The 24,031-nt window shown below is 68.1% G+C and carries 27 protein-coding genes; 13 read left to right on the top strand and 14 right to left on the bottom strand.

Features of this window, described 5'->3' with window-relative positions:
- Positions 1-5: 5 nt before the first annotated feature.
- Genes ACWF99_RS21840 through mnhG form a run of 3 tightly spaced genes read left to right on the top strand, consistent with a single transcriptional unit; the run spans position 6 to position 1,104 of the window.
- Positions 6-548, top strand: a complete 543-nt coding sequence (locus tag ACWF99_RS21840) for a Na+/H+ antiporter subunit E (protein ID WP_378633808.1) — start codon at positions 6-8, stop codon at positions 546-548.
- Entirely contained in the window at positions 545-805 is a 261-nt protein-coding gene (locus tag ACWF99_RS21835; protein ID WP_101465412.1) for a monovalent cation/H+ antiporter complex subunit F, read from the top strand. Before ACWF99_RS21840 ends, ACWF99_RS21835 begins: the two co-directional genes overlap by 4 nt.
- Complete coding sequence (mnhG, locus tag ACWF99_RS21830) at positions 802-1,104, top strand: monovalent cation/H(+) antiporter subunit G (RefSeq protein WP_378633804.1); 303 nt, start codon at positions 802-804, stop codon at positions 1,102-1,104. The genes ACWF99_RS21835 and mnhG overlap by 4 nt, the downstream gene beginning before the upstream one ends.
- On the opposite strand, the gene ACWF99_RS21825 is transcribed toward mnhG, so the two are convergent.
- The 5 genes from ACWF99_RS21825 to ACWF99_RS21805 form a co-directional block, all read right to left on the bottom strand.
- Entirely contained in the window at positions 1,101-2,453 is a 1,353-nt protein-coding gene (locus ACWF99_RS21825) for a DUF5933 domain-containing protein (protein WP_452537236.1), read from the bottom strand. The genes mnhG and ACWF99_RS21825 overlap by 4 nt on opposite strands.
- Positions 2,454-2,503: 50 nt before the next feature.
- Complete coding sequence (locus ACWF99_RS21820) at positions 2,504-3,646, bottom strand: glutamate--cysteine ligase (protein WP_378633799.1); 1,143 nt, start codon at positions 3,644-3,646, stop codon at positions 2,504-2,506.
- Between the two features lie 12 nt (positions 3,647-3,658).
- Positions 3,659-4,354, bottom strand: coding sequence for a superoxide dismutase[Cu-Zn] (sodC, locus tag ACWF99_RS21815; protein ID WP_378633796.1), 696 nt, complete (start codon positions 4,352-4,354; stop codon positions 3,659-3,661).
- Positions 4,355-4,443: 89 nt separating this feature from the next.
- Positions 4,444-5,004: a LytR C-terminal domain-containing protein gene (locus tag ACWF99_RS21810; protein ID WP_378633793.1), complete on the bottom strand. Its 561-nt coding sequence runs from the start codon at positions 5,002-5,004 to the stop codon at positions 4,444-4,446.
- A gap of 42 nt (positions 5,005-5,046) precedes the next feature.
- Positions 5,047-5,373 carry a DUF3263 domain-containing protein gene (locus ACWF99_RS21805; protein ID WP_378633791.1) on the bottom strand — a complete coding sequence of 109 codons (327 nt, stop codon included), beginning with the start codon at positions 5,371-5,373 and terminating at the stop codon, positions 5,047-5,049.
- Between the two features lie 172 nt (positions 5,374-5,545).
- Here ACWF99_RS21805 and ACWF99_RS21800 point away from each other — a divergent pair, with 172 nt between their 5' ends.
- The 9 genes from ACWF99_RS21800 (at position 5,546) to ACWF99_RS21760 (ending at position 15,917) form a co-directional block, all read left to right on the top strand.
- Entirely contained in the window at positions 5,546-6,136 is a 591-nt protein-coding gene (locus ACWF99_RS21800; RefSeq protein WP_378633788.1) for a peptide deformylase, read from the top strand.
- Positions 6,126-7,085: an N-acetylglutamate synthase, CG3035 family gene (locus ACWF99_RS21795; RefSeq protein WP_378633786.1), complete on the top strand. Its 960-nt coding sequence runs from the start codon at positions 6,126-6,128 to the stop codon at positions 7,083-7,085. Before ACWF99_RS21800 ends, ACWF99_RS21795 begins: the two co-directional genes overlap by 11 nt.
- A 22-nt stretch (positions 7,086-7,107) precedes the next feature.
- Positions 7,108-7,944 carry an exodeoxyribonuclease III gene (locus ACWF99_RS21790; RefSeq protein ID WP_378633783.1) on the top strand — a complete coding sequence of 279 codons (837 nt, stop codon included), beginning with the start codon at positions 7,108-7,110 and terminating at the stop codon, positions 7,942-7,944.
- Positions 7,945-8,066: 122 nt separating this feature from the next.
- Complete coding sequence (locus tag ACWF99_RS21785; RefSeq protein WP_378633780.1) at positions 8,067-9,269, top strand: homogentisate 1,2-dioxygenase; 1,203 nt, start codon at positions 8,067-8,069, stop codon at positions 9,267-9,269.
- Between the two features lie 46 nt (positions 9,270-9,315).
- On the top strand, positions 9,316-10,491 hold the full coding sequence (gene fahA / locus ACWF99_RS21780) for a fumarylacetoacetase (RefSeq protein WP_378634480.1): 1,176 nt from the start codon (positions 9,316-9,318) through the stop codon (positions 10,489-10,491).
- A 149-nt stretch (positions 10,492-10,640) separates the two neighbouring features.
- Positions 10,641-12,899 (top strand): MMPL family transporter, encoded by a 2,259-nt coding sequence (locus ACWF99_RS21775; RefSeq protein WP_452537235.1) that lies wholly within the window; start codon positions 10,641-10,643, stop codon positions 12,897-12,899.
- A gap of 193 nt (positions 12,900-13,092) precedes the next feature.
- On the top strand, positions 13,093-14,736 hold the full coding sequence (gene thiC, locus ACWF99_RS21770) for a phosphomethylpyrimidine synthase ThiC (RefSeq protein ID WP_452537234.1): 1,644 nt from the start codon (positions 13,093-13,095) through the stop codon (positions 14,734-14,736).
- A 159-nt stretch (positions 14,737-14,895) separates the two neighbouring features.
- Positions 14,896-15,090, top strand: a complete 195-nt coding sequence (locus ACWF99_RS21765) for a hypothetical protein (RefSeq protein ID WP_378633773.1) — start codon at positions 14,896-14,898, stop codon at positions 15,088-15,090.
- 32 nt (positions 15,091-15,122) lie between these two features.
- A complete protein-coding gene (locus ACWF99_RS21760) occupies positions 15,123-15,917 on the top strand; it encodes a thioesterase family protein (RefSeq protein ID WP_452537233.1) in 795 nt (264 codons plus the stop codon).
- On the opposite strand, the gene ACWF99_RS21755 is transcribed toward ACWF99_RS21760, so the two are convergent.
- The 5 genes from ACWF99_RS21755 to ACWF99_RS21735 all read right to left on the bottom strand — a co-directional run bounded on the left by ACWF99_RS21755 (position 15,918) and on the right by ACWF99_RS21735 (position 19,498).
- Complete coding sequence (locus ACWF99_RS21755; protein WP_378996134.1) at positions 15,918-16,424, bottom strand: SRPBCC family protein; 507 nt, start codon at positions 16,422-16,424, stop codon at positions 15,918-15,920.
- Positions 16,425-16,440: 16 nt separating this feature from the next.
- Positions 16,441-16,770, bottom strand: a complete 330-nt coding sequence (locus ACWF99_RS21750) for an ArsR/SmtB family transcription factor (protein ID WP_378633765.1) — start codon at positions 16,768-16,770, stop codon at positions 16,441-16,443.
- Positions 16,760-17,191, bottom strand: coding sequence for an SRPBCC domain-containing protein (locus tag ACWF99_RS21745; protein ID WP_378633763.1), 432 nt, complete (start codon positions 17,189-17,191; stop codon positions 16,760-16,762). Before ACWF99_RS21745 ends, ACWF99_RS21750 begins: the two co-directional genes overlap by 11 nt.
- Before the next feature lie 78 nt (positions 17,192-17,269).
- Positions 17,270-18,790 (bottom strand): MFS transporter, encoded by a 1,521-nt coding sequence (locus tag ACWF99_RS21740; RefSeq protein ID WP_452537232.1) that lies wholly within the window; start codon positions 18,788-18,790, stop codon positions 17,270-17,272.
- A 147-nt stretch (positions 18,791-18,937) separates the two neighbouring features.
- Complete coding sequence (locus ACWF99_RS21735) at positions 18,938-19,498, bottom strand: TetR/AcrR family transcriptional regulator (protein ID WP_378655773.1); 561 nt, start codon at positions 19,496-19,498, stop codon at positions 18,938-18,940.
- Between the two features lie 39 nt (positions 19,499-19,537).
- Between ACWF99_RS21735 and ACWF99_RS21730 the strand changes: the two genes are divergently transcribed.
- Positions 19,538-20,782 (top strand): KasA/KasB family beta-ketoacyl-ACP synthase, encoded by a 1,245-nt coding sequence (locus ACWF99_RS21730; RefSeq protein ID WP_378633755.1) that lies wholly within the window; start codon positions 19,538-19,540, stop codon positions 20,780-20,782.
- A 17-nt stretch (positions 20,783-20,799) separates the two neighbouring features.
- Here the strand turns inward: ACWF99_RS21730 and ACWF99_RS21725 are convergent, their stop codons facing one another.
- The 4 genes from ACWF99_RS21725 to ACWF99_RS21710 all read right to left on the bottom strand — a co-directional run bounded on the left by ACWF99_RS21725 (position 20,800) and on the right by ACWF99_RS21710 (position 23,949).
- Positions 20,800-21,795, bottom strand: a complete 996-nt coding sequence (locus tag ACWF99_RS21725) for an aliphatic sulfonate ABC transporter substrate-binding protein (RefSeq protein ID WP_452537231.1) — start codon at positions 21,793-21,795, stop codon at positions 20,800-20,802.
- A 32-nt stretch (positions 21,796-21,827) separates the two neighbouring features.
- Positions 21,828-22,583 (bottom strand): ABC transporter ATP-binding protein, encoded by a 756-nt coding sequence (locus ACWF99_RS21720; RefSeq protein WP_378633749.1) that lies wholly within the window; start codon positions 22,581-22,583, stop codon positions 21,828-21,830.
- A 91-nt stretch (positions 22,584-22,674) separates the two neighbouring features.
- Entirely contained in the window at positions 22,675-23,481 is an 807-nt protein-coding gene (locus ACWF99_RS21715; RefSeq protein WP_452537230.1) for an ABC transporter permease, read from the bottom strand.
- A gap of 45 nt (positions 23,482-23,526) precedes the next feature.
- A complete protein-coding gene (locus ACWF99_RS21710) occupies positions 23,527-23,949 on the bottom strand; it encodes a VOC family protein (protein ID WP_378633744.1) in 423 nt (140 codons plus the stop codon).
- Positions 23,950-24,031: the final 82 nt, after the last annotated feature.

The raw sequence follows: 24,031 nt of genomic DNA, 5'->3' as shown, positions 1-24,031 counted from the left end.
GGCTCGTGAACCGCGACAATATCCTTCGCGTCGCCGTGCTGATCTGGCTCACCGCTGTCTGGGTCGCGCTCTGGGGCGATCTGAGCCTGGCCAACGTCCTCGCCGGGGCCGTCGTCGCACTGATCGTGGTCTTCGCGCTGCCACTCCCGTTGGTCCCGGTGGCCGGGCGCTTCCATCCGCTGTCGTTTCTCGAATTGATCGCTGTCGGTACCTATTACGCGCTCGAATCGAGCTTGCAGGTGGCCTGGTTCGCGATTCGGCCCAGCGGCCCGCCGGTCTCGGGCGTGCTGCGCGTGCATCTGGCCATCCAGTCCGATCTGGTGCTGGTGATGTGCACCGACCTGCTCAACCTGATCCCCGGCACCATGGTCCTCGAACTCGACCGCGCGCGCTGCGTGGTCTATGTCCACGTGCTCGATGTGGGCAGCGACGAGGCGGTGGTGAAGTTCTACCGCACCACCCGGCGCCTGGAACACCTGATGATCAATGCCTTCGAACGACCGAGCGAACGCCGCCGCGTCGAAACACCACCGGAGGTGCAACCATGACTGTCGTCGCCGTCATCGCCGCCGTCCTGCTCACGGCCGCCGCGGTGATCACCAGCTACCGAGTCCTCGCGGGTCCGAGCACCCTCGATCGCGTCGTCGGCATCGATTCACTGATGGCCATCGCCGCGTCCGGGCTGGCGGTGTGGGCCGCCTACAGCGACGACACCACGGTGATCCCGGCGATCGTGGCGCTCGCGCTGGTCGGTTTCCTCGGCTCGGCCGCGGTCACCCGATTCCGGGTCAGGGACGACCGATGAGCGTATGGGAATGGGTGTCGGCGGTGCTGATCCTCACCGGCTGCGCACTCGCGTTCACGGCGTCGATCGGCATCGTCCGTTTCCCCGACACCCTCACGCGCATGCACGCGGCCACCAAACCACAGGTGGTCGGCCTCATGCTGGTTCTCGTCGGCACCGGCATCGACATCCGCGACGACGTCAATGTCTGGATGCTCGTGCTCACCGGCCTGTTCACGATCATCACCGCGCCGGTCGTCGCCCATCTCATCGGCCGCACCGCCTACCGCGAACAGCGCCACCGCGACGGGTTGTTCTAGGTGGCGGGCGTCGCGATTCGCTCGAGGGCCGGTGCGGGCGCGGTGGCGAACCAGGTGTTGTGGAAGGCGATCGCGACCGCGGCCAACAGCCCGATGACGATCGCGCCCGCGGCCACCGGATACTCCGCCATCGGCACCGCCAGGTACCGGTAGGACAGCAGCAGCCCCGCGAACACCGCCACACCGAAGCCGACCAGCCGGATCCGGAAGCCGCCCCAACCCCGCTCGGGCGCACGCAGCGCCGACTCTACGGTCAGGCACAGCACCGCGCCCGCCACGAGGTCGACGCCGTAGTGATACCCGAAACCCAGTGTCGCGGTGACCGTGGCGGCCAGCCAGAACGCCCCGCCCCAGCGCATCCAGACCGGGGCTCGCGACCCGTCGACATCGCGGCGGGTGTGGATGAACAGCGACAGCGCCCACGCGGTGTGCATCGAGGGCATGCAGTTGCGCGGAGTGAACTCGTCGAAGGTGAGCGCGGCCGGGTTCGCATCGAGCGGCGGCATCGCGGCGGGCCAGAAATTGCCCACCTGGAAACCGTGCCCGTCGGCACCGAACGCGAACATCGGCCCGACCACCGGGAACAGCACGTAGAACAGCGGCCCGACCAGACCGAGCACCAGGAAGGTGCGCACCAGGTAGTGGGTCGGCCACTGCCCGGTCGTGACCACTGCGCGCAACTGCCATACCGCTACCGCGATCGCGGCCACCGGCAATTCGATGTAGACCCAGTGCAGCACCGCGTACACCTCGGGCCCGAGCACATCCAGCACGCGCCCGACGACCCACGACGGATCACCGAGCGCGTGATCGGCGAGCAGCACGTATTCGTCGAGCACCGTGGGCCGCACCGCCGAAGTCAGGTGCAGCCACACATCGCCGACCTTGGTGGCCAGCACCAGCAGCGCACCGAGCGCGACCGCCTTCAACGCGTCGCGACGTTCACGACCCCGCCATCGCACTGCCGCGACGACAGCCAGCGCGGCCAGCACGATCGTCGGCCCGTTGCCGACGGTGAACGGCTTGCCGTCGATGAGTCGCAGCGCGACCCACACCGCGTCGATCCCGATCGCGGCGGCCAGCGCGAACACCCGGCGGCGCGTGGAGATCCCGACGAGCGCGAGCACCAGTCCCGCCCACGGCACCGACATCGACTTGGGCGTACCGACGAAGTCGCGAGCCAGGCTGGCCAGCGGTCCGTCGAAGCCGCTGAGCGACGCGACGATCTGCAATCCGACCAGCAGCGCGAGCACTGCGGCCACCCCGGCGACGGCGAGTGTGCGTGGTTCACGCAGACGCGAACCGAGGGTGGCACCCCCCGCAACGTCGCGCGGATGTTCGACAAGCATCCGACCATCGTAAACGGCGGGTGAACGCGATCTCCCCGCGCAGCTGAACGCTACTGATCCAGCTCGCGCACCAGCGCGTCGACGACCGCGACCATATCGCCCTGTGTCTGCGCGGCGACCCGGCGTTGCCGCTGGTAGGAGGCACCGTGACGGGGAATGTCAGCCACCGCTGCCAGTTCGTCGGCGCAGCCGAGACGCTTCGCGGTCGGCTCGAGCCGGGTGAGCAGATCCATCAGATCGTCGGTGACCAAACGCTCATTGCTGGCGTCGTCGACGATCACGATCGCGTCGAGCCCGTAGCGCGCGGCGCGCCATTTGTTCTCCTGCACATGCCATGGCGGCAGCGTCGGCAGTTGCTCGCCGTTCTCGAGGCGCTGATCCAGGTCGACGATCAGGCAGTGGATCAGCGCGGCCACCGAGGCCAGTTCGGCGCGGCTGGACAGCCCGTCGCACACGCGCACCTCGATGGTGCCCCACTTGGGCGCGGGCCGGATATCCCAGTGCATCCCACCGAGCTGTTCGAACACACCGGTTTTCATCTGGTCGTGCACGAAACCTTCGAACTGGCGCCAGTTCTCGAACTGGAACGGCAGCCCGGCGGTCGGCAACTGCTGGAACATCAGCGCCCGGTTGCTGGCGTAACCGGTGTCGTCGCCGGACCACATCGGCGACGACGCCGACAGCGCGAGCAGATGCGGATACGACAGCAGCAGCGAGTTCAGGATCGGAAAGACCTTGTCCCGGTGCGACACTCCCACATGCACGTGGACGCCCCAGATGAGCATCTGACGGCCCCACCACTGGGTGCGTTCGATCAGTTCGTCGTAATGCGGTGAGCGCGTGAGCTGCTGGGCCGACCACGCCGCGAACGGGTGGGTGCCCGCGCAGAACAGGTCGACACCGAGCGGATCGGCCGCGCGCCGCACCGCGTTCATGGTGCCGTGCAGGTCTTCGACCGCGCCGCCGACCGTGTCGTGCACGCCGGTCACCAATTCGACCGTGTTGCGCAGCAGTTCCTTGGTGACCTGCTGGGTGCCGTCGTGGGCGCGCAGGTCACCGACCGCGTCGAAGACCGCCGAGGCGGTGTTGGACAGATCACGCGTCACCTTGTCGACGAGCGCGATCTCCCATTCGATGCCGATGGTCGGCCGGGGCGAACCGCGAAACGAAACCGACTCGAATGCCCCGGCCATGGGAGTGTCTCGCTAACCGACGACGCCGCACGCCACCCGGGCGCCCGCATCACCGGTGGTCAGCGTGGTTTCGTCCGGTCCGGTGCCACCCTCGCGGGTGTAGCGCGGCGGGATGTTGCCGAAGTTGTCGGCGCCGCCGTGGATGATCAGCGCCTTGCCCTTGACGTTGTCGAGGGTGACCGAGTCGGTCCGGGTGACCAGCTTCGCGGAGCCGTCGGCGCCGACCTGCAGCGAGGTGAGGTCACCGCTGGCCGGGTGCGCGGTGGCACCGCCGACCTGCAGATGCCCACCGGCCGAGGCGAAGTCGCCCTCACAGGTGCCGTTCTGGTGGAAGTGCAGGCCGTGGAAGCCGGGCGTCAGACCGCGCGCCTCGACGGTGACGACCAGGTGGCCACCCTCTTGGACGATGGTCGCGGTGCCGACCTCGGCGCCCGCACCGTTCTTGAGCGAGGTCTTCAGGCCGCCCGCCACGCCACCGTGGTCGTCGCCGTGGCCGGGAGCCGCGGTCTCCGACGGTGCGGCGTGACCGCCACCGTGGCCGCCGCTTTCGCCCGCGGGTGCCGCCGAGCTGGTCCACACCGGCGGCGTGGTGCCCTTGACGTCACTCGACTCCTGGCTGTTGGTGCAGGCTGCGAGCCCGAACGCGGCGACCGCGAGCACCGGGGTCACAATGCGCCAGGACGGGCGACGAGTTGTCGACGTGGCCATCAGGGGACTCCTTATCGGACTGGGGCTATACCGCTCAAGATGATGCCACAGCGGCGACACGGCCTACGGCACCGCGTGCCGCGCCTGGTTCAGCGACCGGTCAGTACGACGACGACACCCGGCGAGGTGTCCCCCGACTTGGGCGCGACCGTCCCGCCGACCTGCTCGGCGATCTCGGTGGCCGCGGCCTTGTCGCGCGCGCCGCCGCCGTAGTACACGGTGGTGGTGGTCAGGTTCTCGCCGCTGTAGTTGCCGGTGCTCACGTTGGTCCAGCCCGCGGTGGTGAGTTCGCTCGCGGTGCGCGCGGCCAGGCCGGCGACCAGGCTGTTGTTCAGCACCCGCACCGACACCGTCTGATCCGTGGCGCCCGTCGCGGGTGCCGTGGTGGTGGTCGTCGGCGCGACGGAAGTCGTCGTGGTGGTGGTCGGGGCAGCGGCCGCGCTGGTGGTCTTCGGCGCGGGCGTGGTGGCAGGCGCCTGCGCAACCGCGCTGGAGGTGGTGGTCTCGGTCTGCTCGGTATCCGATGCCACGGCATCGGAGTTCGACAGCGACATCGCACCCAGACCGGCGAAGACAATGGCCAGCGCGATCAACACCATCGCCAGCGCGCGCAACGGCGGGCCGCCGGGGGTGGGGTTCGGGTTGCTCACCCGCCCAACCCTAGTCGCAACGAACGGTGTGTGGCCGTCATGTCAGACCTGGAAACCGAGTTTGCGGGCGGCACGCGATTTCTGCCTGCTCGCTCGCAGCCGGCGCAGCCGCTTGACCAGCATCGGGTCGGCGGCCAGCGCCGCGTCGGAGTCGACGACAGCGTTGAGGACCTGGTAGTACCGGGTGGCCGACATGGCGAACAGCTCGCGGATCGCGTCTTCCTTGGCGCCCGCGTATTTCCACCATTTGCGCTCGAAGTCCAGAATGTCGAGCTCACGACGACTCAGACCGGTGCTCTCGTCGGCGGCCGAATCCTGTTCGCCCGCAGAGTGGCCCTCCGCGATGTGCCGAGCTGCTGCGCCGTCCATCTTGCTCCCTCGCCGAGTATCACGAGATGGGTAGATACCGTCGTCATTCAACCACGGGTTCCCCCGATCCTTCGACCCATGTCACGGCGTGTTGACTGAAGGCCAGTAGGGGTGGCGCGGCCCACAGGGGTCCGCCGATCCTCCGCCCGCGCCAGCGGCGATAATGGCGACCATGGCAATTCTCCCGATCGTGATCGTCGGTGACCCCGTTCTCCACAACCCCACCGCGAAGGTGACGGAGACCCCCGCGGAGCTGGCCGAGCTCATCGCGGATATGTACGACACTCTCGAAGAGTCCAAGGGTGTCGGCCTGGCGGCCAATCAGGTCGGCGTCGGCAAGCGCCTGTTCGTCTACGACTGCCCCGACTTCGACGCCACCGGCAATCCCGTCCGCCGCAAGGGCGTGGTGGTGAACCCGGTGCTGGAGACCTCGGCGATCCCCGAGACCATGCCCGACCCCGATGACGACGAGGAAGGCTGCCTGTCGGTGCCCGGTGAGCAGTTCCCGACCGGTCGCGCGGACTGGGCGAAGGTCACCGGGACCGACGAGAACGGCGAGCCGGTGGAGCTCGAGGGCACCGGCTTCTTCGCGCGCATGCTCCAGCACGAGGTCGGCCACCTCGACGGTTTCCTCTACGTCGACGTGCTGATCGGCCGCAATGCCCGCGCCGCCAAGAAGGCGATCAAGCGAAACGGCTGGGGTACACCGGGTTTGAGCTGGATTCCCGGCACCGTCCCCGACCCCTTCGGTCATGACGACTGATATCCCCCTCGGCCGCCGGGTGGTGATGCGGTACCAGCTGCCCGCGGGTTATCCCCAGCCACTCACCGACGTGATCGGCGAACTGGTGTCGCTCACGCCGCCGTCGGTGCGGACCGCCGAGGGCGAGCTGGTCTCGGTGTCCGCCGATCGCGTTGTGGCGTTGAAGGCGCTGGGGCCAAGGCCCATTCGGACCAAGGAGATCCGGTCGCTGGAGACCGCGGCTGCTATGGCCTGGCCGGGCAGCGCGCACCTGTGGATCGACGGCTGGCTGGTTCGCGCGGGCAACGGCTACACCGGGCGCGCGAATTCAGCTGTGCCGCTGGGTGAGTCGGGTGTGCCCGCGGTGTTGTCGATCGACACCATGCACAAGATCGCGGACTGGTACACGAGTCAGGGGTTGCCGCTGCTGCTGCAACTGCCCGACCGGCTCGCTCCCGTCCCGCCGACCTGGAACACCTGGAGCGAGACCGTGGTCCTCGGTCTCGACATCGCGAATTTCGTACTGCCGCAAGGACCGTCGATGGTCCGTATCTCCGACGAACCCGAGGACGGCTGGCTGCGGACGCACCGCTATCGCGGCGAGATCCCGCTCGATCCGACCGTGCGTGAACCAGACCGCGCCGTGCTCACCTCGGTGCTGGACGGCACTCTCGGCTTCGCCTCGCTCGGCCTGCCCGAACCCCTGTCCATCGGCCGCGGCGCGGTGACCACCGCCCCCGACGGCCGGCGCTGGGTCGGGCTCACCTGTGTGGCCGTAGCGACCGCGCACCGCCGCAACGGACTCGGCGCGCTGCTGTGCGCCGAACTGATCCGGTGGGGTGCCGAGCTGGGCGCGAGCCACGCCTACGTCCAGGTGGAGGTGGGCAATTCCGGCGCCCTCGCCCTCTACCGCGAACTCGGCTTCATGGAACATCACGCCTACCGCTACGCCGCCCCCCAGAGTCATTAGTCCCGAAAGGACCATCGCCGTCGTGCGTCTCGCCACCTGGAACGTCAACTCGATCCGCTCCCGCGTCGATCGGGCGATCGCCTTTCTGGACCGCCACGACATCGATGTGCTGGCGTTGCAGGAGACCAAGTGCCGTGACGATCAGTTCCCGTTCGAGCAGTTCGAGGCCGCGGGCTACGAGGTGGCGCACGTGGGGCTCAATCAGTGGAACGGTGTCGCGATCGTGTCGCGGGTCGGGCTCACCGATGTCGAGCTCGCGTTCCCCGATCAGCCCGGCTTCGACAAGAATGCCGGCGATTCGCTGATCGAATCGCCGGTGGTGGAGTCGCGCGCGATCGGTGCGACCTGTGGCGGGGTGCGGGTGTGGAGCCTCTACGTCCCCAACGGGCGCACGCTCGCCGACCCGCACTACACCTACAAACTGGACTGGCTCTCGACCCTGCGCGCGAAGGCGGCAGGCTGGCTGGCCGACGACCCGCAGGCGAAGATCGCGCTGGTCGGCGACTGGAACATCGCCCCCACCGACGACGATGTCTGGGCGCCGGAACTGTTCGTCGGCAAGACCCACACGTCCGCGCCCGAACGTGAGGCGTTCCAGTCCATGCTCGACATCGGCTTCCGCGATGTGATGCGCCCGTTCGCCCCCGGCCCCGGTGTCTACACCTACTGGGACTACACCCAGCTGCGTTTCCCCCGTAAAGAGGGCATGCGCATCGACTTCATCCTCGCCTCCCCCGCCCTCGCCGACCAGATCAAGGACGCTTCGGTGGACCGGGAGGAACGCAAGGGCAAGGGCGCCAGCGACCACGCACCCGTCATCGCCGAATTCTCGACCTCGATTCCGGACACCGAGGCGTAGCAAGTACATGGGTAACTCACCGGGTACGGGCTAAGCTGAAAACCGCCTACCGGCGGCCGCGTCGCCGCCGGTAACGCTCCTCAGTCTGGCCAGAAGACGCGGAGAGGCGGTCAGCGCGCTTTATGTCGTTTTATCGCAGGGCCGGGACGGTGCCGCCGAAGCGGCATACGCAGCATCGGGATGCGCGCGGCAACCTCTACTACGAAGAGCTGATGGGCGAGGAGGGGTTCTCCGGGGACTCCTCGCTGCTGTATCACCGCGCACTGCCGCCCGCGATCGTCGACGCTACGGTCTGGGAGCTGCCCGATCAGACCTTGACACCGAATCATCCACTGCACCACCGGCATCTGCGGCTGCCCCTGCTGTTTCCCGGCGATACGGCGACGACGACCGACCCGGTGACCGGGCGCAGGTTGCTGCTGGCCAATGCCGATGTGCGGATCTCGTACGTGGTCGCCAAGGGCGCGTCCCCGCTGTACCGCAATGCCATCGGCGACGAGCTGGTGTACGTGGAATCCGGTGCGGCCGTGGTGGAGAGCGTGTTCGGGATCGTGCCGGTCCGCCAGGGCGATCAGGTGCTCATGCCGCGCGCGACGACCCACCGCTGGCTGCCGATGGGCGAGGAACCGTTGCGCGCGTACGTGATCGAGGCGTCGAGCCACATCACCCCGCCCAAGCGCTATCTCTCGAAATTCGGTCAGCTACTGGAGAGTTCGCCGTATTGCGAGCGGGATCTGCACGGGCCACTCGAATTGCTGCTCGTCGAGGACACCGATGTGGAGGTGCTGGTGAAGCACCGGGCGGGCACCGAGGTGATCGGCACCAGGATGACCTACGCGACGCATCCGTTCGATGTGGTCGGCTGGGACGGCTGCCTGTATCCGTACACGTTCAATATCGCCGATTTCGAACCGTTGACCGGCCGCGTTCATCAGCCACCGCCGGTGCATCAGGCCTTCGAGGCCACCAATTTCGTTATCTGCAATTTCGTGCCGCGCAAGGTCGACTATCACCCCCTGTCGATTCCGGTGCCGTACTACCACTCGAATGTGGATTCCGACGAGATCATGTTCTATTGCGGCGGGAACTATGAGGCGCGCAAGGGTTCCGGTATCGCCCAGGGTTCGGTGTCGGTGCATCCCGGTGGTTACGCGCACGGCCCACAGCCCGGTGCCTATGAACGCAGTATCGGGGCGGAGTTCTTCGACGAACTGGCGGTGATGGTGGACACGTTCCGCCCGCTGCAACTCGGCGAAGGGGCGCTGGCCTGCGAAGATCCCACTTACGCGTGGACGTGGTCCGGTCGTGGGCCGGGGCAGGCATGAGTGAGCGCGGTGGCGTGAACGGCGGCTTTCGATGACCGGCGCGCAGGTGCTGCGCGTCGAAGTACCGGCCGACTCGCTGTTCGGGCCGGAGAATATGCCCTACGGCGTCTTCGCGCCCCACGACGGCGCTTTCCGGGTCGGTTGCCGGTTGGGCGATATGGTGCTCGATCTGGCTGTGCTGCTCGATGATCCGGTGTTCGCCCGCCCCGAGATGAACGCGTTTCTCGCGCAGGGCTCCGGGCGCTGGCGCGAGGTCCGCGCGAGGTTGCGCGCGCTCGCGGATACGGCGCTGCCGATCGATGCCGTGTACCCCTTGTCCGCTGTGCGGATGGCACTGCCGGTGCGGATCGGCGACTACGTCGATTTCTACGCCAGCATCGACCACGCCACCAACCTCGGCAGGCTGTTCCGTCCGGACAGTGAACCGCTGCTGCCGAATTGGCGGCACCTGCCGGTGGGTTACCACGGCCGGGCGGGCACCGTCGTCGTCTCGGACACCCCGGTCATCAGGCCGCGAGGACAACGCCGGACCGCCGCGGGCACACCGGATTTCGGACCGTCGCAGCGGCTGGACATCGAGGCCGAACTGGGCTTCGTCGTCGGCTCCGGATCCACGCTCGGCGTACCGGTCACCGTCGACGAGTTCACCGAGCATGTGTTCGGCGTCGCCCTGGTCAACGACTGGTCGGCCCGCGATATCCAGGCCTGGGAGTACCAGCCGCTCGGCCCCTTCCTCGGCAAGTCGTTCACCACGTCGCTCTCGGCCTGGATCACCCCGCTGGCCGCGCTGACTCAGGCGCGGGTGCCGCTACCCGCACAGAACCCAGAACCTCTCCCCTACCTGCGCGGCACCGGCGACTTCGGCCTCGACATCGACCTGACCGTCGCCTGGAACGGCGAGGTCGTCGCGCATCCGCCCTACTCACGCATGTACTGGTCACCCGCCCAGATGCTTGCCCACCTCACCGCGAACGGCGCCTCGATCCGGCCCGGCGACCTCTACGCCTCCGGCACCATCTCCGGGCCGGAGCCGTCCCAACGTGGGTCGTTCATCGAATTGTCCTGGGGTGGAACACAACCCATCACAGTGAACGATCAGACCCGCACATTCCTGGCCGACGGCGACGAGGTGACGATCACCGCCACCGCGCCGGGCACCGAGGGCAGGCGAATCGGCCTCGGCGAGGTCGGCGGCCGAATCCTGCGGGCACGCGATATCTGAGACACCACTAGCGGTTGTGGGCAGTCCTCCGCGTCCACCCAGGGGCGGAGATGGTACTCGACCGACCTCCACCCCGAGGCGGTATCGGAGATAATTCGACGCGGGATACGGTGACGGTTCGAACGTTTCCGAGCAGAGGGCACCCGACGATGTTGACGAGAATCGCCCGCACCGCCGTTGCCCGACCACGATGGGTGGTCGCGGTCGCGCTGGTGCTGATGGTGTTGTGCGGCGCGATCGGTGCCACGGTGCACTCGCACATGAAGTCGGGTGGATTTGTCACCGACGATCTCGATTCGGTCCAGGCCAGCCAGTATCTGAGCGACCACTTCCCCGGCAGTGAGCCCAACTACGTCCTGACGATCACCACCGAGGGCGTAGCCGATTCCGCCGCCGCGCGGGCGGCCGCCGACCGCGCGCTGGCGGTCCTCGCCGCGCATCCGGAGATCGTCAGCGGCGTCCAGTCGTACTGGACCGCGCGCCCCGATCTCAAACAGGCGATGCTCAGCAAGGACCGCACCCACGCGCTCATCCTGGCCAGCATCGAGGGCGACGACGCCGAACTGCCCGTCCGGGCGGCCCAGCTGAGCGAAGAACTTCAGGTCGAGAACGGCCCCGTCACGGTCAAGGCCGGTGGGCTCGCCGCCTCCTTCGCCGATATCAACACCCAGATCAGCAAGGACCTGATCATCGCCGAGGCGATCGCGATCCCGATCACCGGCCTGCTGCTGGCGCTGGTGTTCGGCAGCCTCATGGCCGCCGCGCTGCCGGTCGCGATCGGGCTGTTCGCCATCGCGGCGTCGCTGGGCATTCTGCGCGTGCTGACCGCGCTCACCGATGTATCGATCTTCGCGCTGAACATGACCACGGCACTCGGACTGGCGCTGGCGATCGACTACAGCCTGTTCATCGTCAGCCGATATCGCGAAGAGCTGACGGCGGGCTCCACCCCGACGGCGGCGGTGACCCGTGCGATCCAGACCGCCGGTCGTACGGTCGTGTACTCGGCGCTGGTCGTCGCGCTCTCGCTGTCGGCGCTGCTGGTGTTCCCGCAGTACTTCTTCAAGTCGTTCGCCTACGCGGGCATCGCCGTGGTCGCCGCGGCCGCCGCGGCCGCGGTGATCGTGCTGCCCGCCCTGCTCGTTCTGGTGGGTGACCGCATCGATGCGGGCGACCTGCGCGCACCGATGCGCCGGCTGTTCCGGCTGACCCCGAGGACGGAGAAGGAACCGCGTCAGACCTTCTGGTACCACCTGGTCACCGCGGTGATGAAGCGTCCGTTGCCGATCGCGCTGGCCACCACCGCGTTCCTGCTGCTGCTCGGCTCGCCGTTCCTGGGTGTCCAGTTCGGCTACCCCGACGACCGGTCGCTGCCCACCGATGTCGCCAGTCGCGAAGTGGGCGACATCCTGCGTACCGAATTCGATGCCGACCTGGCCTCGAGCGCGACCATCGTGCTACCCGAATTCCGGGGCAGCACCGCCGAACTCGATACCTACGCCCGTGACCTGTCCAAGGTGCCCGACGTCCCGGCCGTGCTCAGCAGCGCGGCGGTGTACCGCAACGGGCTGCGGGTGGCCCCTGGCGTGCCCGAGATGACGGACCCGCAGCACGGCGCCTACCTGTCGGTCGCCACCACGGTCGACCCCTACTCCGACGCGGGTGGCAACCAGCTCGACACCCTGCGCGCCGTTCCCGCACCGTCGAAAGCCCTGATCACCGGCCCGGCCGCGCTGAACCAGGACTCGGTCAACGCGATCACCGGCAAACTGCCGCTGGCGGGCGCGCTGATCGCGCTCACCACGCTGGTGCTGCTGTTCCTGTTCACCGGCAGCGTGGTGCTGCCGGTGAAGGCGCTGATCCTCAACATCCTGTCGCTGGCGGCGACGTTCGGCGCGATGGTGTGGATCTTCCAGGAAGGCCATCTGTCGGGGCTGCTCGGCTTCACCGCGACCGGCACCCTCAACCTGGCCATGCCCATCCTCATGTTCAGCCTGGCGTTCGGCGCGTCCATGGACTACGAGGTCTTCCTGCTGTCGCGGATCCGCGAGGAATGGCTGGCCGGGCCCAAGACCACCGAGGGCAATACCGAGGCGGTCGCGATGGGCGTGGCCCGCACGGGACGCATCTTCACCGCCGCCGCGCTGCTGATGAGCATCGTGTTCCTCGGCGTCGCCAGCTCCGGCGTGTCGATGATGAAACTGTTCGGCCTCGGCTGCGCGCTGGCGGTGATCAGCGACGCGACCGTGATCCGCGGCCTGCTCGCCCCCGCGCTCATGCGAATGATGGGCACCTGGAACTGGTGGGCGCCGAAGCCACTGATGGTGCTGCACAGCAAGTTCGGGCTCGATGAAGCCGAGAACGACGCGCACGACGCGCCGAAACAGCTCGACTCGGCAGCGGTGTAGCGAGCCTCGCGCGCGATCCGTCCGGTCCATCCCCGGGCGGGTCGCGATCCGGGGCGGGTATCGTCGGCGGCGCACTTCACACCAACGGGGGCTCGCACCAGCGGGCTGAGAGGACGGCTAGCCCATATCGGGCGTTCAGGGCCGTCGACCGTATGAACCTGACCGGGTAATGCCGGCGTAGGGAGGAACAATCGTGGGCTCGAACACGTCTTCTGACAGGACGGTCGACACCGTCACCACCGGTCCGATCCAGGGCAGCGTCAAGCACTACCAGGAGGTCGACGGCCTGCGCATCCCGGTTCGCCGGATCAACCTCACCAACGGCGACCACTTCGATGTCTTCGACACCTCGGGGCCGTACACCGACGGCAACGCGGTGATCGACCTCGAAGCCGGGCTGCCGAAACTGCGCGACGAATGGGACTCCCCGACCGTCGACGGCCCGCCGACCCAGCTCGCCTGGGCTCGTCAGGGCATCATCACCCCCGAGATGCGGTTCATCGCCGCCCGCGAGGGGGTCTCGCCCGAACTGGTGCGCGAGGAGGTCGCGCTCGGTCGCGCGGTGATTCCGGCCAACCACAACCACCCGGAGCTGGAGCCGACCATCATCGGCAAGAAGTTCCTGGTCAAGATCAATGCCAATATCGGCAACTCGGCGGTGTCGTCGTCGATCGCCGAAGAGGTGGAGAAGATGGTGTGGGCCGCGCGCTGGGGCGCCGACACCATCATGGACCTGTCCACCGGCAAGAACATCCACGAGACCCGCGAGTGGATTCTGCGTAACTCCCCCGTCCCGATCGGCACCGTGCCGATCTATCAGGCGCTGGAGAAGGTGAACGGTGATCCCACCAAGCTCACCTGGGAGATGTACCGCGACACCGTGATCGAGCAGTGCGAGCAGGGCGTCGACTACATGACCGTGCACGCGGGCGTGCTGTTGCGCTACATCCCGCTCACCGCCAAGCGGGTCACCGGCATCGTCTCGCGCGGTGGCTCCATCATGGCCGCGTGGTGTCTGGCACATCACCAGGAATCGTTCCTGTACACGCACTTCCGTGAACTCTGCGAGATCCTGGCGCGCTACGACGTGACCTTCTCCCTCGGTGACGGCCTGCGTCCCGGCTCCATCGCCGACGCCAACGACGAGGCCCAGTTCGCCGAGCTGCGCACCCTCGGCGAACTCACCAAGATCGCGAAATCCTATGGCGTGCAGGTGATGATCGAAGGCCCCGGCCACGTGCCGATGCACAAGATCGTCGAGAACGTGCGGCTCGAGGAAGAGCTGTGCGAAGAGGCGCCGTTCTACACCCTCGGCCCGCTGGCCACCGATATCGCGCCCGCCTACGACCACATCACCTCGGCCATCGGCGCCGCGATCATCGCCCAGGCCGGCACCGCGATGCTCTGCTACGTCACCCCCAAGGAACATCTGGGCCTGCCCAACCGCGACGACGTCAAGGTCGGCGTGATCACCTACAAGATCGCCGCCCACGCCGCCGACCTCGCCAAGGGTCACCCGCACGCCCAGGACCGGGACAACGAATTGTCCAAGGCCCGTTTCGAATTCCGCTGGCACGACCAGTTCGCGCTCTCGCTGGATCCCGACACCGCCCGCGAGTACCACGACGAGACCATGCCCGCCGAGCCCGCCAAGACCGCCCACTTCTGCTCGATGTGCGGTCCGAAGTTCTGCTCGATGCGCATCTCCGCCGACGTGCGCGAATACGCGGAGAAGCAGGGGCTCACCGATGTGGCCGCCATCGAGGCGGGCATGGCCGAGAAGTCCGCCGAGTTCGCCGACCACGGCAGCAAGGTGTACCTCCCGGTCGTCTCCTGACCCCGCTCCACCCTTCGCCGACGCCCGTCCGATCTCCGCGATCGGGCGGGCGTCGTACGCGCGTGCACCCTGGATTTCGGGGCTTTCGCGCACCGTGGCGATCGGCAACGATTGGCAATCGTGTCGACCTACCGGCACGCCGAGCACTGGAGTGAATCAATGAAGCGCATCGTCGCCGGGGCCCTCGTGGCCGCCGCCCTGTCCCTCGCCGCCCCGCTCGGCACCGCCCAGGCCGCGTCCCTCCCGGTCGCCGACTCCGGTTCGTCGTCCATCGGCTGCACCTCCGACACGAGCCCGTGTGCCCTGCGCCCGCTGTTCGACCTGTTCACCGCCCTCTTGACGGGCAGCGCCTAGGCCACGAGGGCGCGCGGGGTAACGTCGGCCGGGTGGCCGATGCCTTCTACCGCCAAGACCCCGCGGACCCGAACCGGTACCTCTCGACCGAGCTGACCCGGGGCCCGTGGTCGCCGGACGCCCAGCACGCCGGACCGCCCTCCGCTCTGCTCGGGCATGTGATCGAGCGCTGCGAACCCCGGCCGGGATTCCAGGTCGGACGAGTCGCCGTCGAGATTCTCGGGCCGGTGCCGCTGGCTCCGCTCACCGCGCAGGCGAAGGTGGTGCGGTCGGGGCGCAGTGTCGAACTGATCGAGGCGACTTTGTCGTCGGAGCGCGGACCGGTGATGCAGGCCAACGCGTGGCGGCTCAAGCTCGCCGAGCCCGCCCTCGATCTGCCCGCCCAGTTCCTGCCGACCGGCGCCAGGGCGCTGCCCGCGGAAACCGAGCCGGAGCAGTTTCCCTCCGATCAGGAGATCGGTTTCCACACCGGCATCGAATACCGATTCACCGCAGGCTCTTTCGCCGCACCAGGGCCGGCGATCTGCTGGATCCGGTTGAAGTATCCGATCGTCGCGGGGACCACCCCGAGCCCGCTGGAGCGCGCACTGGCCGCCGCCGATTCGGGAAACGGGGTCAGCGCGGTCCTCGACTGGTCGAAGTACCTGTTCATCAACACCGACCTCACCGTGACCCTGCATCGTCAGCCGGTCGGTGAGTGGGTGTGCCTGGACGCGGTGACCCATCCTCAGCCGCACGGCATCGGCCTCGCCGAATCCGCGCTGTTCGACGAGACCGGGCCGATCGGGCGCAGCACCCAGACGCTGCTCATCGCGCCCCGGGGCTGATCAGGGGCGCGGCTTCACCAAGTCGGCGTTGCCGTGCTTGAGCAGTTCCGACTCGCCGGTGCTCGTGCGCCGGAACGGGTCGCCTTCACCGGTGGTGAGCAGACCGCGCAGGCTGGTGGTGATGTAGGCGCCCCAGGCGTTGGAGCACACCTCGTAGCATTCCCCGGCCGGCACCAAACCCACATGGGTGAAACGGATTTCGGTGCCGTCGGCGTTCTCGGTGATGTCGAAGACGACGTCGGTGTCCTCCCATTCGGTGGTGTCGGCGATGAAGGACAGGTGCGAGTCGGTGACGTGCCAGACCAGGCGCTCGCCCGGAATCGACGTGGTGGTCGTCATGGTGCAGCGGTGCAGGCCGGGGACCTCGAAGAGGTAGCTGTCACCGACCGTGCCGGTGCTGCCCTCGATGGTCTCCGACCACCAGGCCCACACGTTGTTGATGGCCGCGAAGGCCTCGTCGGGAGTCTTGTCGACGGTGATGGTGGCGGTGAAGTCGTTGTCGCTCATTGCGTTTCCTTCCGGCTCAGCCGTCGAGATGCCGGCGGAGCGCGTCGAGTGGGCCGTCCCAGTCACGCGACAGGGCGGCCAGAAATTGTTGTGCCACGTGCATCGGGGCGGAATCGAGGCGGTAGCGCACGCGCCGCCGCTCCCCCGGTTCCGCGATCACCAGGCCCGCATCCGCGAGCAGGGCAAGGTGTTTGGCGATCGCCTGCCGGGTGATGGGCAGCCGATCGGCGAGGTCGGTCGCGGTGGCCGGACCGTGCGCGGCGAGTGCGGCGAGTACCGACCGCCTGCTCGGATCGGCCAGCGCGACGAAGACCCGTTCGGCGGTGGCCTCCAGCTCAGGCCGCATCGAGGTACTCGACGAGCTCGCCCAGCTCGCTCTTCCAGCCGCCGACATTGCCCTCGAACGCCTCCTTGTGCGCCTCGTCGGGCAGCTGGGCGAAGCCGGTCTCGGTGACTGTCAGCCGGGTGCCGTCGCCGACGGGCTCGAGGCTGAATTCGACGTAGGTGCGGCGCGGGTCGTCGTCGGGCAGTCCGTTGATCGGCCAGGTGTAGCCGAACACCGAGGGCTCCTCGACCCGCTCCACCCGCATGTCGGCGGCGAACCCTTCCTTCCAGGTCATTCGCATGTCCCCGCCCGGCCGCAGGTCGATCTCGGCGGTATTGCCGAACCAGCTCCCCAGCCCTTCCGCGGTGGTGATGGCCGCCCATACCTTGGCCGGCGGATGCGCGAGCTCGACAGTCCGGACGATCTGATCAGGGAATCCCATGATGCCTCCTCATATATTGCAACCGACTGGTTGCAACTCAGAGTATTGCAACCCTTAGGTTGCGTCAAGGGTGTGTCCTCAGTGGTCGCCGGCGACGCGGAAGCCTTTCGGGACCAGCCAGACCGTGCCGACAGCCACCACCGCGACGACGGCAGCCGAGATGTAGGACGTGGTGGTGAGGGCGACGTCGAAGGCATGACCGGCGGCATGGGCGAGTTCGTCGCGGGCGGGTTCGGGTAGGTCGGTGGCCACCTCGGCCGCACCGCCGATCGAACCGCTCGCCTGGTCCAGTTTGTCGGCGGGGACGGAAAGGCCCGTCATGTGCTGACTGAAGATCCTGGCGTGCAGGCTGCCGAGCAGGGCGACGCCGAAACCGACGCCGACCTCGTAGTTGGTCTCCTCCACCGCACCCGCCTGGCCCGCCCGGTCCGCGGGCACGGCGCCGACCAGCACCGCGGCCGCCGCGGTCACGGCCATACCGTCGCCGAGACCGAACGACACCAGCACCAGCGCGACCACCGGATAGGTGGTGGGTTCCGGACTCACCGCCAACAGCAGGAAGCCGAGGGCGACAGCGCCGAGGCCGAAACCGAGCACCGCGCGGACACCGAACTTCTCCATCAGAAACGGCGTGAGCAGGGAGGCGGTGAGCAGCGTGAGCGCGGCGGGCAACATCCGGATGCCCGCCTGCGACGGGCTGTAGCCGTGGACGTATTGCAGCCACAGCGAGATCAGGAACATGGCCGCGCCGATCGCCATCATGGCCAGCAGCGTCGCGACCGCCGCCGCGGTGAACGCGCCGTTGCGGAACAGCCGCACATCCAGCAGCGGGTCGGTGGCGGTGAGCTGACGTCGGGTGAACCAGGCCAGCGCGGCGATGCCGATCAGCAGAATCGCCCAGTCCACCTCGCTCGCTTCGCCTTTCGCGAGATGTTTGACACCCCACGCCAGACAGACGATGCCGGCCACCGACAGCGCGGCGGCGAACCAGTCCAGGCTCCCCGCCTGCGGCGCACGATATTCCGGCAACACCCACAGCCCCACCACCACCGTCACGACCACCACCGGCACGTTGAGCCAGAACGCCGACGACCACCCGAAGTGCTCGACGAGGAACCCACCGACGATGGGCCCCACCGTGGCGCCGACGCCGGCGACCGCCGCCCAGATCCCGATGGCCATGGTGCGTTCGCGCACGTCGGTGAAGATGTTGCGGATCAGCGACAGCGTCGACGGCATCACCATCGCACCGCCGACCCCGAGCAACACCCGGCCGCCGATCAACTGCGCCGCGCTCCCGGCGGTGGCCGCGACCACCGACGCGATGCCGAACAGCACGAACCCGCTGATGAACAACAACTTTCGCCCCACCCGATCACCGAGCGCGCCGGTGGTGATCAGCAACCCGCCGAGCACGAGCCCGTAGATGTCGATGATCCACAGCTGTTCCAGCGGCCCGACCTGCAAATCCTCGATCAGCGACGGCAGCGCCACGTTGAGAATCGTGGCATCCATCGCCACCAGCAACAGGCTGGCGCACAGCACCCCGAGCATCACCCAGCGCACCGACCCGTAGGACTCGTCCCGCGCTTCGCTCACCCTGGCCACCTCACCGGCCGCTCGGCCCTCGACGTCCGTTGACGACAAGCTACCCACAACAGTGGCGCCCGCCCGGCAACGCTCGCGGCAGGTCCGGCCGCGATCCGAGCACGCGAAGGCCGACGCGGGCCGATCACCGACGGGTGCTCAGCCGGGCAGGACCGCCTCGATGAGGGCGCGCGCGGCGCGGCCCGTGCGTTCCCGGTCGCCCGTGATCACACGGTCCTGGATGATGCCGCGCAATCCGGAGACCAGCAGCGTGGACACCACCTCGGGATCCTCGGCCAGCCCGGCCCGCCGGAGCGCGGCGGCGAGTTCGGTGACAAAGGTGGCGATCGCGGCGTTGGCGTAGTCCTGGTACGGCGAGCCGGGGGCACACGCGGCACCGAGCACCTGCAGCAGCACCCGCACGCTGTCGGCTTCGGCGCCCTCGGAATTCACGTCGAAGAAGCCGATCAGCCGCTCGGGTAGCTGCGCGGGCTCCACGATGTCGGCGAAGAGCGCGGCGAGGTCGGGTCGCTGGGTCGCCAATGCCTGGACCAGCAGTTCTTCCTTGGTTCCGAAGTAGTAGATCAGCATGCGCGAGCTGGTTCCGAGCGCCGCGGCCAGCGGTCGCAGCGAGAGCTCGGCCAAGCCGTGCGACGCGATGTAGGTGACGACGCCGGCCAGCATCTCGGCGCGCTTGCGGTGGTCGAGGGGACGGGCCATGGGTTGACTGTAGCGAGTGCTACAGGTATTCATGTCAGCGTGACTGTACCGATCGCTTCAGAAACTCGAGACGGCGTGGTGGTGACCGCGTACGCGGCGACCACCGCACTGGCCGACACCATGGACGAGACCTGGTCGCGTCTGCTGCGCGGCGAGAGCGGAATCCGGGCGCTACCCACCCAGTTCCTCGCCGAGCACGATCTGCCGGTGCGGATCGGCGGACCACTGGTCACCTCGCCCGACGCCGAGCTGACGCGGATCGAGCAGCGCAGGCATTCCTATGTCGAACGCATGGCTCTGGTCCTCGGCAGGCAGGTCTGGCAGGCTGCGGGCGCGCCGGACGTCGACCGTGAGCGGCTCGCCGTGGCCATCGGTACCGGCCTCGGCGGCGGTGACGCACTGATCGATGCCGTCGACGCGATGCGGGCGGGCGGCTACCGCAAGGTCTCACCGCTGGCCGTGCCGATGGTGATGCCCAATGGACCCGCCGCGACCGTCGGTCTCGAAATCGGCGCGCAGGGTGGGGTTTTCGCGCCGGTATCGGCCTGCTCGTCGGGGTCGGAGGCGATCGCGCACGCGTGGCGGCTGATCAGCACCGGCGAGGCCGATGTGGTGGTCACCGGTGGCGTCGAAGGGCATATCGACCCGGTCCCCATCGCGGGCTTCGCGATGATGCGGGCGATGAGTACCCGCAACGACGAGCCCGAACGCGCCTCCCGGCCGTTCGACCGCGACCGCGACGGCTTCGTCTTCGGCGAGGCGGGCGCGCTGCTCGTGCTCGAATCCGAGCGGCACGCGAAGGCGCGTGGTGCGCGCATCCACGCCAGGGTGCTCGGTGCGGGCATCACCTCCGACGCCTTCCACATCGTGGCCTCCGACCCGGCGGGTACCGGTGCGGCGCGGGCGATGCGCAAGGCGATTCACACTGCGGGGCTGCGGGTTCGCGACGTCGATCACGTGAACGCGCACGCGACGTCGACATCGATCGGCGATGCTTCCGAAGCGGCGGCGATCACCGCGGTCGCTCCCGATGCCTCGGTGTACGCGCCGAAGTCAGCGCTCGGTCATTCGATCGGCGCGGTGGGCGCTCTCGAAGCGGTCCTCACGATCCTGAGCCTGCGTGAGCAGATCGTGCCGCCCACACTGAATTTCGACAACGCGGACCCGGCGATCGATCTCGATATCGTCGCCGGGGCCGCACGGCCGCACAGGATCGACTACGCCCTCAGCAACTCGTTCGGCTTCGGCGGCCACAATGTCGCACTCGCGTTCGGAAAAGCGTAGCGGCAGCTCAGCGAGACTTACGCCTTGTCGAAGCGGGTATCGACGTAGGACTTGAAGTCGACCTTGCCGGGGATGGCCTTGGCCTTGGTGAAGGCGTCAGCGATTTCCTGTTCGGAGGCGATGACCTGGTCGGTGAGTTTGATCGGCTCCTTGATCGAACGGGTCCAGGTGGTGCGGGAGGCGTCGACGCTGATCTGGGTCAGTTCGGCGTATTTGGTCGACCAGGTGTCGAGGTTGTCCGAGGACCACTTGGTGGCGGCGGCGTAGCGCTGGAAGAAGTCGGCGAGAGCGGCGGACTTGCCCGCGTCGGCGACGGTCTTGTTGCCCGCCACCCAGAAGTTGTAGCCGTTGGCGGCCTGGTCGGCGGTGGCGATCGACTTGGCGCCGATCTCCTTTTCGGCGATGGCGGTGTAGGGGTCCCAGGTGGCCCAGGCGTCGACGTCGCCGCGGGTGAGCGCGGTATAGCCGTCGCCGGGAGCGAGGTAGACCGGCTCGACATCGCTCAGCGACAGGCCGGCCTTCTGCAGTTGCAGAAGCAGGTTCGCGTTGGCCGAACTGCCCTTGTAGACGGCGACCTTCTTGCCTTTGAGGGCCGCGACCGAACCGATCGTGGAGTCCTTGCCGACCAGGATCGCGTCACCCTTGCCGGTGGCCGAGAGCGCCCCGACGATCTTGATGTCGGCGTCGGCGGCCGCGCCGAAGATCACCGGGGTATTGCCGGTTTGGGCGATGTCGATACCGCCCGCACTCGCCGCCTCGACCAGCGGCAGACCGGCGGTGAAGGTGGAGAATTCGATCTTGTAGGGCAGGTTCTCCAGCTGTCCCGATGCCTTCAGCAGCACCTCGATCGAAATCGCCTTCTGGTCCCCGACTTTCAGTGTGACGGTGCTCAGGTCGACCGGGCCAGAGGGGGCGGCCTCGGTCGCCGTGTCGTCGCCGCAGGCGCTCAGTGCGAGCGTTGCGACGACGGCGAGGGCAAGGCCCGCCAGACGGGACATCGGAGTGCGTTTCACAGGAACAACTTTCGTGCGATGGTGCGGAGGATTCAGTGCACGCCGAGCAGTGCGAGCAGCTGCGTCGCGTACTCGGCGACTTCCGGCGCGGCGGCGGTGCGGGGGCGCGGCAGCTCGATGGGCACGTCGGCGGCGATGCGGCCGTCGTCGAGAACGAGAACGCGGTCGGCCAGGGTGATCGCCTCCAGCACATCGTGGGTCACCAGCAGGACGCCGAATTCGCGCTGCGCGTGCAGGCCGAGGAGCAGCTCGTGCATCGTCAGCCGGGTCAGGGCGTCGAGAGCGCCGAAGGGCTCGTCGAGCAGCAACAGCGTCGGCTCGGCCACCAATGCCCTTGCCAGCGCGGCACGTTGGGCCTCACCACCGGACAGGGTGAGCGGCCACGCGTCGGCGCGACCGGCGAGGCCGACCTCGGCGAGCAGGTCACGGGCGGCTTGCTCGTCGGCACGTCGGTTGCGCGGCTTCGGCCTGCCGAGGGCCACATTGCGCACCACCGGCTGCCACGGGATCAGTCGGGGTTCCTGGAAGACGATCGTCGGCCTGCCTTCGACGGAAACCCCACCGCGAGTGGCGGTATCGAGGCCGCCGAGGATCCGCAACAGCGTGGACTTGCCCGATCCACTGCGCCCGACCAGTGCGACGATCTCGCCCGCGCCGATCTCGAGATCGATCCCGTCGAGCACGGTTCGCTCACCGAATCGCTTGCCGAGAGCGGTGATTCGCGCGGCGGGAACGCGAGCCGATCGCGACGAGATCGGGGTGACGGTCGTGGCGGCGGCAGCGGTCATGGGGTGAACCTCGCGATCGAACGGCGGCGGGTAGCGGGCCTGCCTGCTCTCGGGACGGGGTGGGTCCTCGAGCCGGCGGAAGAAGCGGACATCAGCGGTGCACCGCCGGGCGCCAGCGCAGTGCGCGGCGTTCGAGCAGCCGTACGATCGAGTCGGTGAGCAGGCCGAGCAGGCTGTAGACCACCAGGCCGAACACCACGATGTCGGTACGCAGGAATTCGCGGGCATTGTTGACGACGAAACCGAGTCCGGCACTGGCATTGATCTGTTCGGCCACGATGAGCGAGAGCCAGGCGATGCCGAGACTCTGCCGCGCGCCGACCAGGATCTGCGGCAGGGCACCGGGCAGCACGAGCAGGCGCAGTCGCTCGGCGAGTCCGAGGTGCAGGGCGCTGCCGAGCTCGAGCAGTTTCGGGTCGAGCTGGCGGATGCCCGAGAAGGTGTTGAGGTACAGCGGGAAGAACACGCCGAGGGCGATCAGGTAGACCTTGGGTTCCTCGCCGATGCCGAACCAGATGATGAACAGCGGGATCAGGCCGAACAGCGGGATGGTGCGGATCATCTGCAGCGGCGGGTCGACCGCGTACTCACCGATCTTGCTCAGGCCGGCGAGCACGCCGAGCACCAGCGCGAGAACCGCGCCGAGCGCGAAGCCGTACAGCGCGCGCTGGCCGGAGACCAGCAGGGCCTCGGTGAGCTGCCCGGATCGGTAGATTTCCAGACCCGCGTCCAGCACCGCGGACGGCGCGGGCAGCTTCTTGGCCGGGATCGAGCCGCTGGCACTGGCGAGCTGCCAGATGACCAACACCGCGATCGGCGAGAGCGCACGCAGGAACCCCGGGCGACGGTACAGCGGGATCCGTCGCTCGCCGGTTTCGGTGGGCGTCTCCAACAGCATGCGAGCATGGTGCCCGCCCGAAGCGGTATACCGACAGGGTTCGAATCAGCTCGAGGAATTGTCGGCTCGGCTGGAGATCTGCTGCACCGCCCAGCCGTTCCCGTCGGGATCGCTGAAGAAGACGAAGCCGACATTGTCGAGCGGATGCGGGACGGGCCGCGGATTCTTGCCGAGCTCCTGCACCTCACTGACCTCGACTCCCCGCGCCACCAGCTCCGCGTGCGCCTGCCCGATATCGGGAACCACGAGTTGCAGGCCCTTCAGCGAGCCCGGCGGCATCTCCGGCACGGCCCCTTTGCCGATGACGATCGAGCAGCCCGAGCCGGGCGGGGTGAGTTGCACGATGCGCACGTCGTCGGAGATCACCGTGTCGTGGTCGACGGCGAAGCCGAGCTGACGCGCGTAGAAATCCTTGGCCCGGTCGATATCGGAAACCGGGACGATCACAACTTCCAGAGTCCAGTTCACTACGCGCCTCCGCGTTGCAGTCCGGGGTGATGCGCCAAGTGTGCCAGTTCCGCGCTCCGGAGCGGCGCGTATCGCCTCCCTC

The sequence above is a fragment of the Nocardia sp. NPDC055002 genome (assembly GCF_053608825.1).
Note: the sequence above shows the minus strand (reverse complement) of the source record. Positions and strands in the feature narration are given on the sequence as shown.

What these genes read in the sequence shown, in the direction of transcription:
- ACWF99_RS21720 (WP_378633749.1), bottom strand. Translation starts at nt 22,583, where the DNA reads ATGACCGCTGCCGCCGCCACGACCGTCACCCCGATCTCGTCGCGATCG.
- ACWF99_RS21805 (WP_378633791.1), bottom strand. Translation starts at nt 5,373, where the DNA reads ATGGACGGCGCAGCAGCTCGGCACATCGCGGAGGGCCACTCTGCGGGC.
- ACWF99_RS21835 (WP_101465412.1), top strand. Translation starts at nt 545, where the DNA reads ATGACTGTCGTCGCCGTCATCGCCGCCGTCCTGCTCACGGCCGCCGCG.
- ACWF99_RS21755 (WP_378996134.1), bottom strand. Translation starts at nt 16,424, where the DNA reads ATGAGCGACAACGACTTCACCGCCACCATCACCGTCGACAAGACTCCC.
- sodC (WP_378633796.1), bottom strand. Translation starts at nt 4,354, where the DNA reads ATGGCCACGTCGACAACTCGTCGCCCGTCCTGGCGCATTGTGACCCCG.
- ACWF99_RS21715 (WP_452537230.1), bottom strand. Translation starts at nt 23,481, where the DNA reads ATGCTGTTGGAGACGCCCACCGAAACCGGCGAGCGACGGATCCCGCTG.
- ACWF99_RS21825 (WP_452537236.1), bottom strand. Translation starts at nt 2,453, where the DNA reads ATGCTTGTCGAACATCCGCGCGACGTTGCGGGGGGTGCCACCCTCGGT.
- mnhG (WP_378633804.1), top strand. Translation starts at nt 802, where the DNA reads ATGAGCGTATGGGAATGGGTGTCGGCGGTGCTGATCCTCACCGGCTGC.
- ACWF99_RS21795 (WP_378633786.1), top strand. Translation starts at nt 6,126, where the DNA reads ATGACGACTGATATCCCCCTCGGCCGCCGGGTGGTGATGCGGTACCAG.
- ACWF99_RS21735 (WP_378655773.1), bottom strand. Translation starts at nt 19,498, where the DNA reads ATGGCCCGTCCCCTCGACCACCGCAAGCGCGCCGAGATGCTGGCCGGC.
- ACWF99_RS21750 (WP_378633765.1), bottom strand. Translation starts at nt 16,770, where the DNA reads ATGCGGCCTGAGCTGGAGGCCACCGCCGAACGGGTCTTCGTCGCGCTG.
- ACWF99_RS21745 (WP_378633763.1), bottom strand. Translation starts at nt 17,191, where the DNA reads ATGGGATTCCCTGATCAGATCGTCCGGACTGTCGAGCTCGCGCATCCG.
- ACWF99_RS21820 (WP_378633799.1), bottom strand. Translation starts at nt 3,646, where the DNA reads ATGGCCGGGGCATTCGAGTCGGTTTCGTTTCGCGGTTCGCCCCGGCCG.
- ACWF99_RS21775 (WP_452537235.1), top strand. Translation starts at nt 10,641, where the DNA reads ATGTTGACGAGAATCGCCCGCACCGCCGTTGCCCGACCACGATGGGTG.
- ACWF99_RS21800 (WP_378633788.1), top strand. Translation starts at nt 5,546, where the DNA reads ATGGCAATTCTCCCGATCGTGATCGTCGGTGACCCCGTTCTCCACAAC.
- ACWF99_RS21765 (WP_378633773.1), top strand. Translation starts at nt 14,896, where the DNA reads ATGAAGCGCATCGTCGCCGGGGCCCTCGTGGCCGCCGCCCTGTCCCTC.
- ACWF99_RS21785 (WP_378633780.1), top strand. Translation starts at nt 8,067, where the DNA reads ATGTCGTTTTATCGCAGGGCCGGGACGGTGCCGCCGAAGCGGCATACG.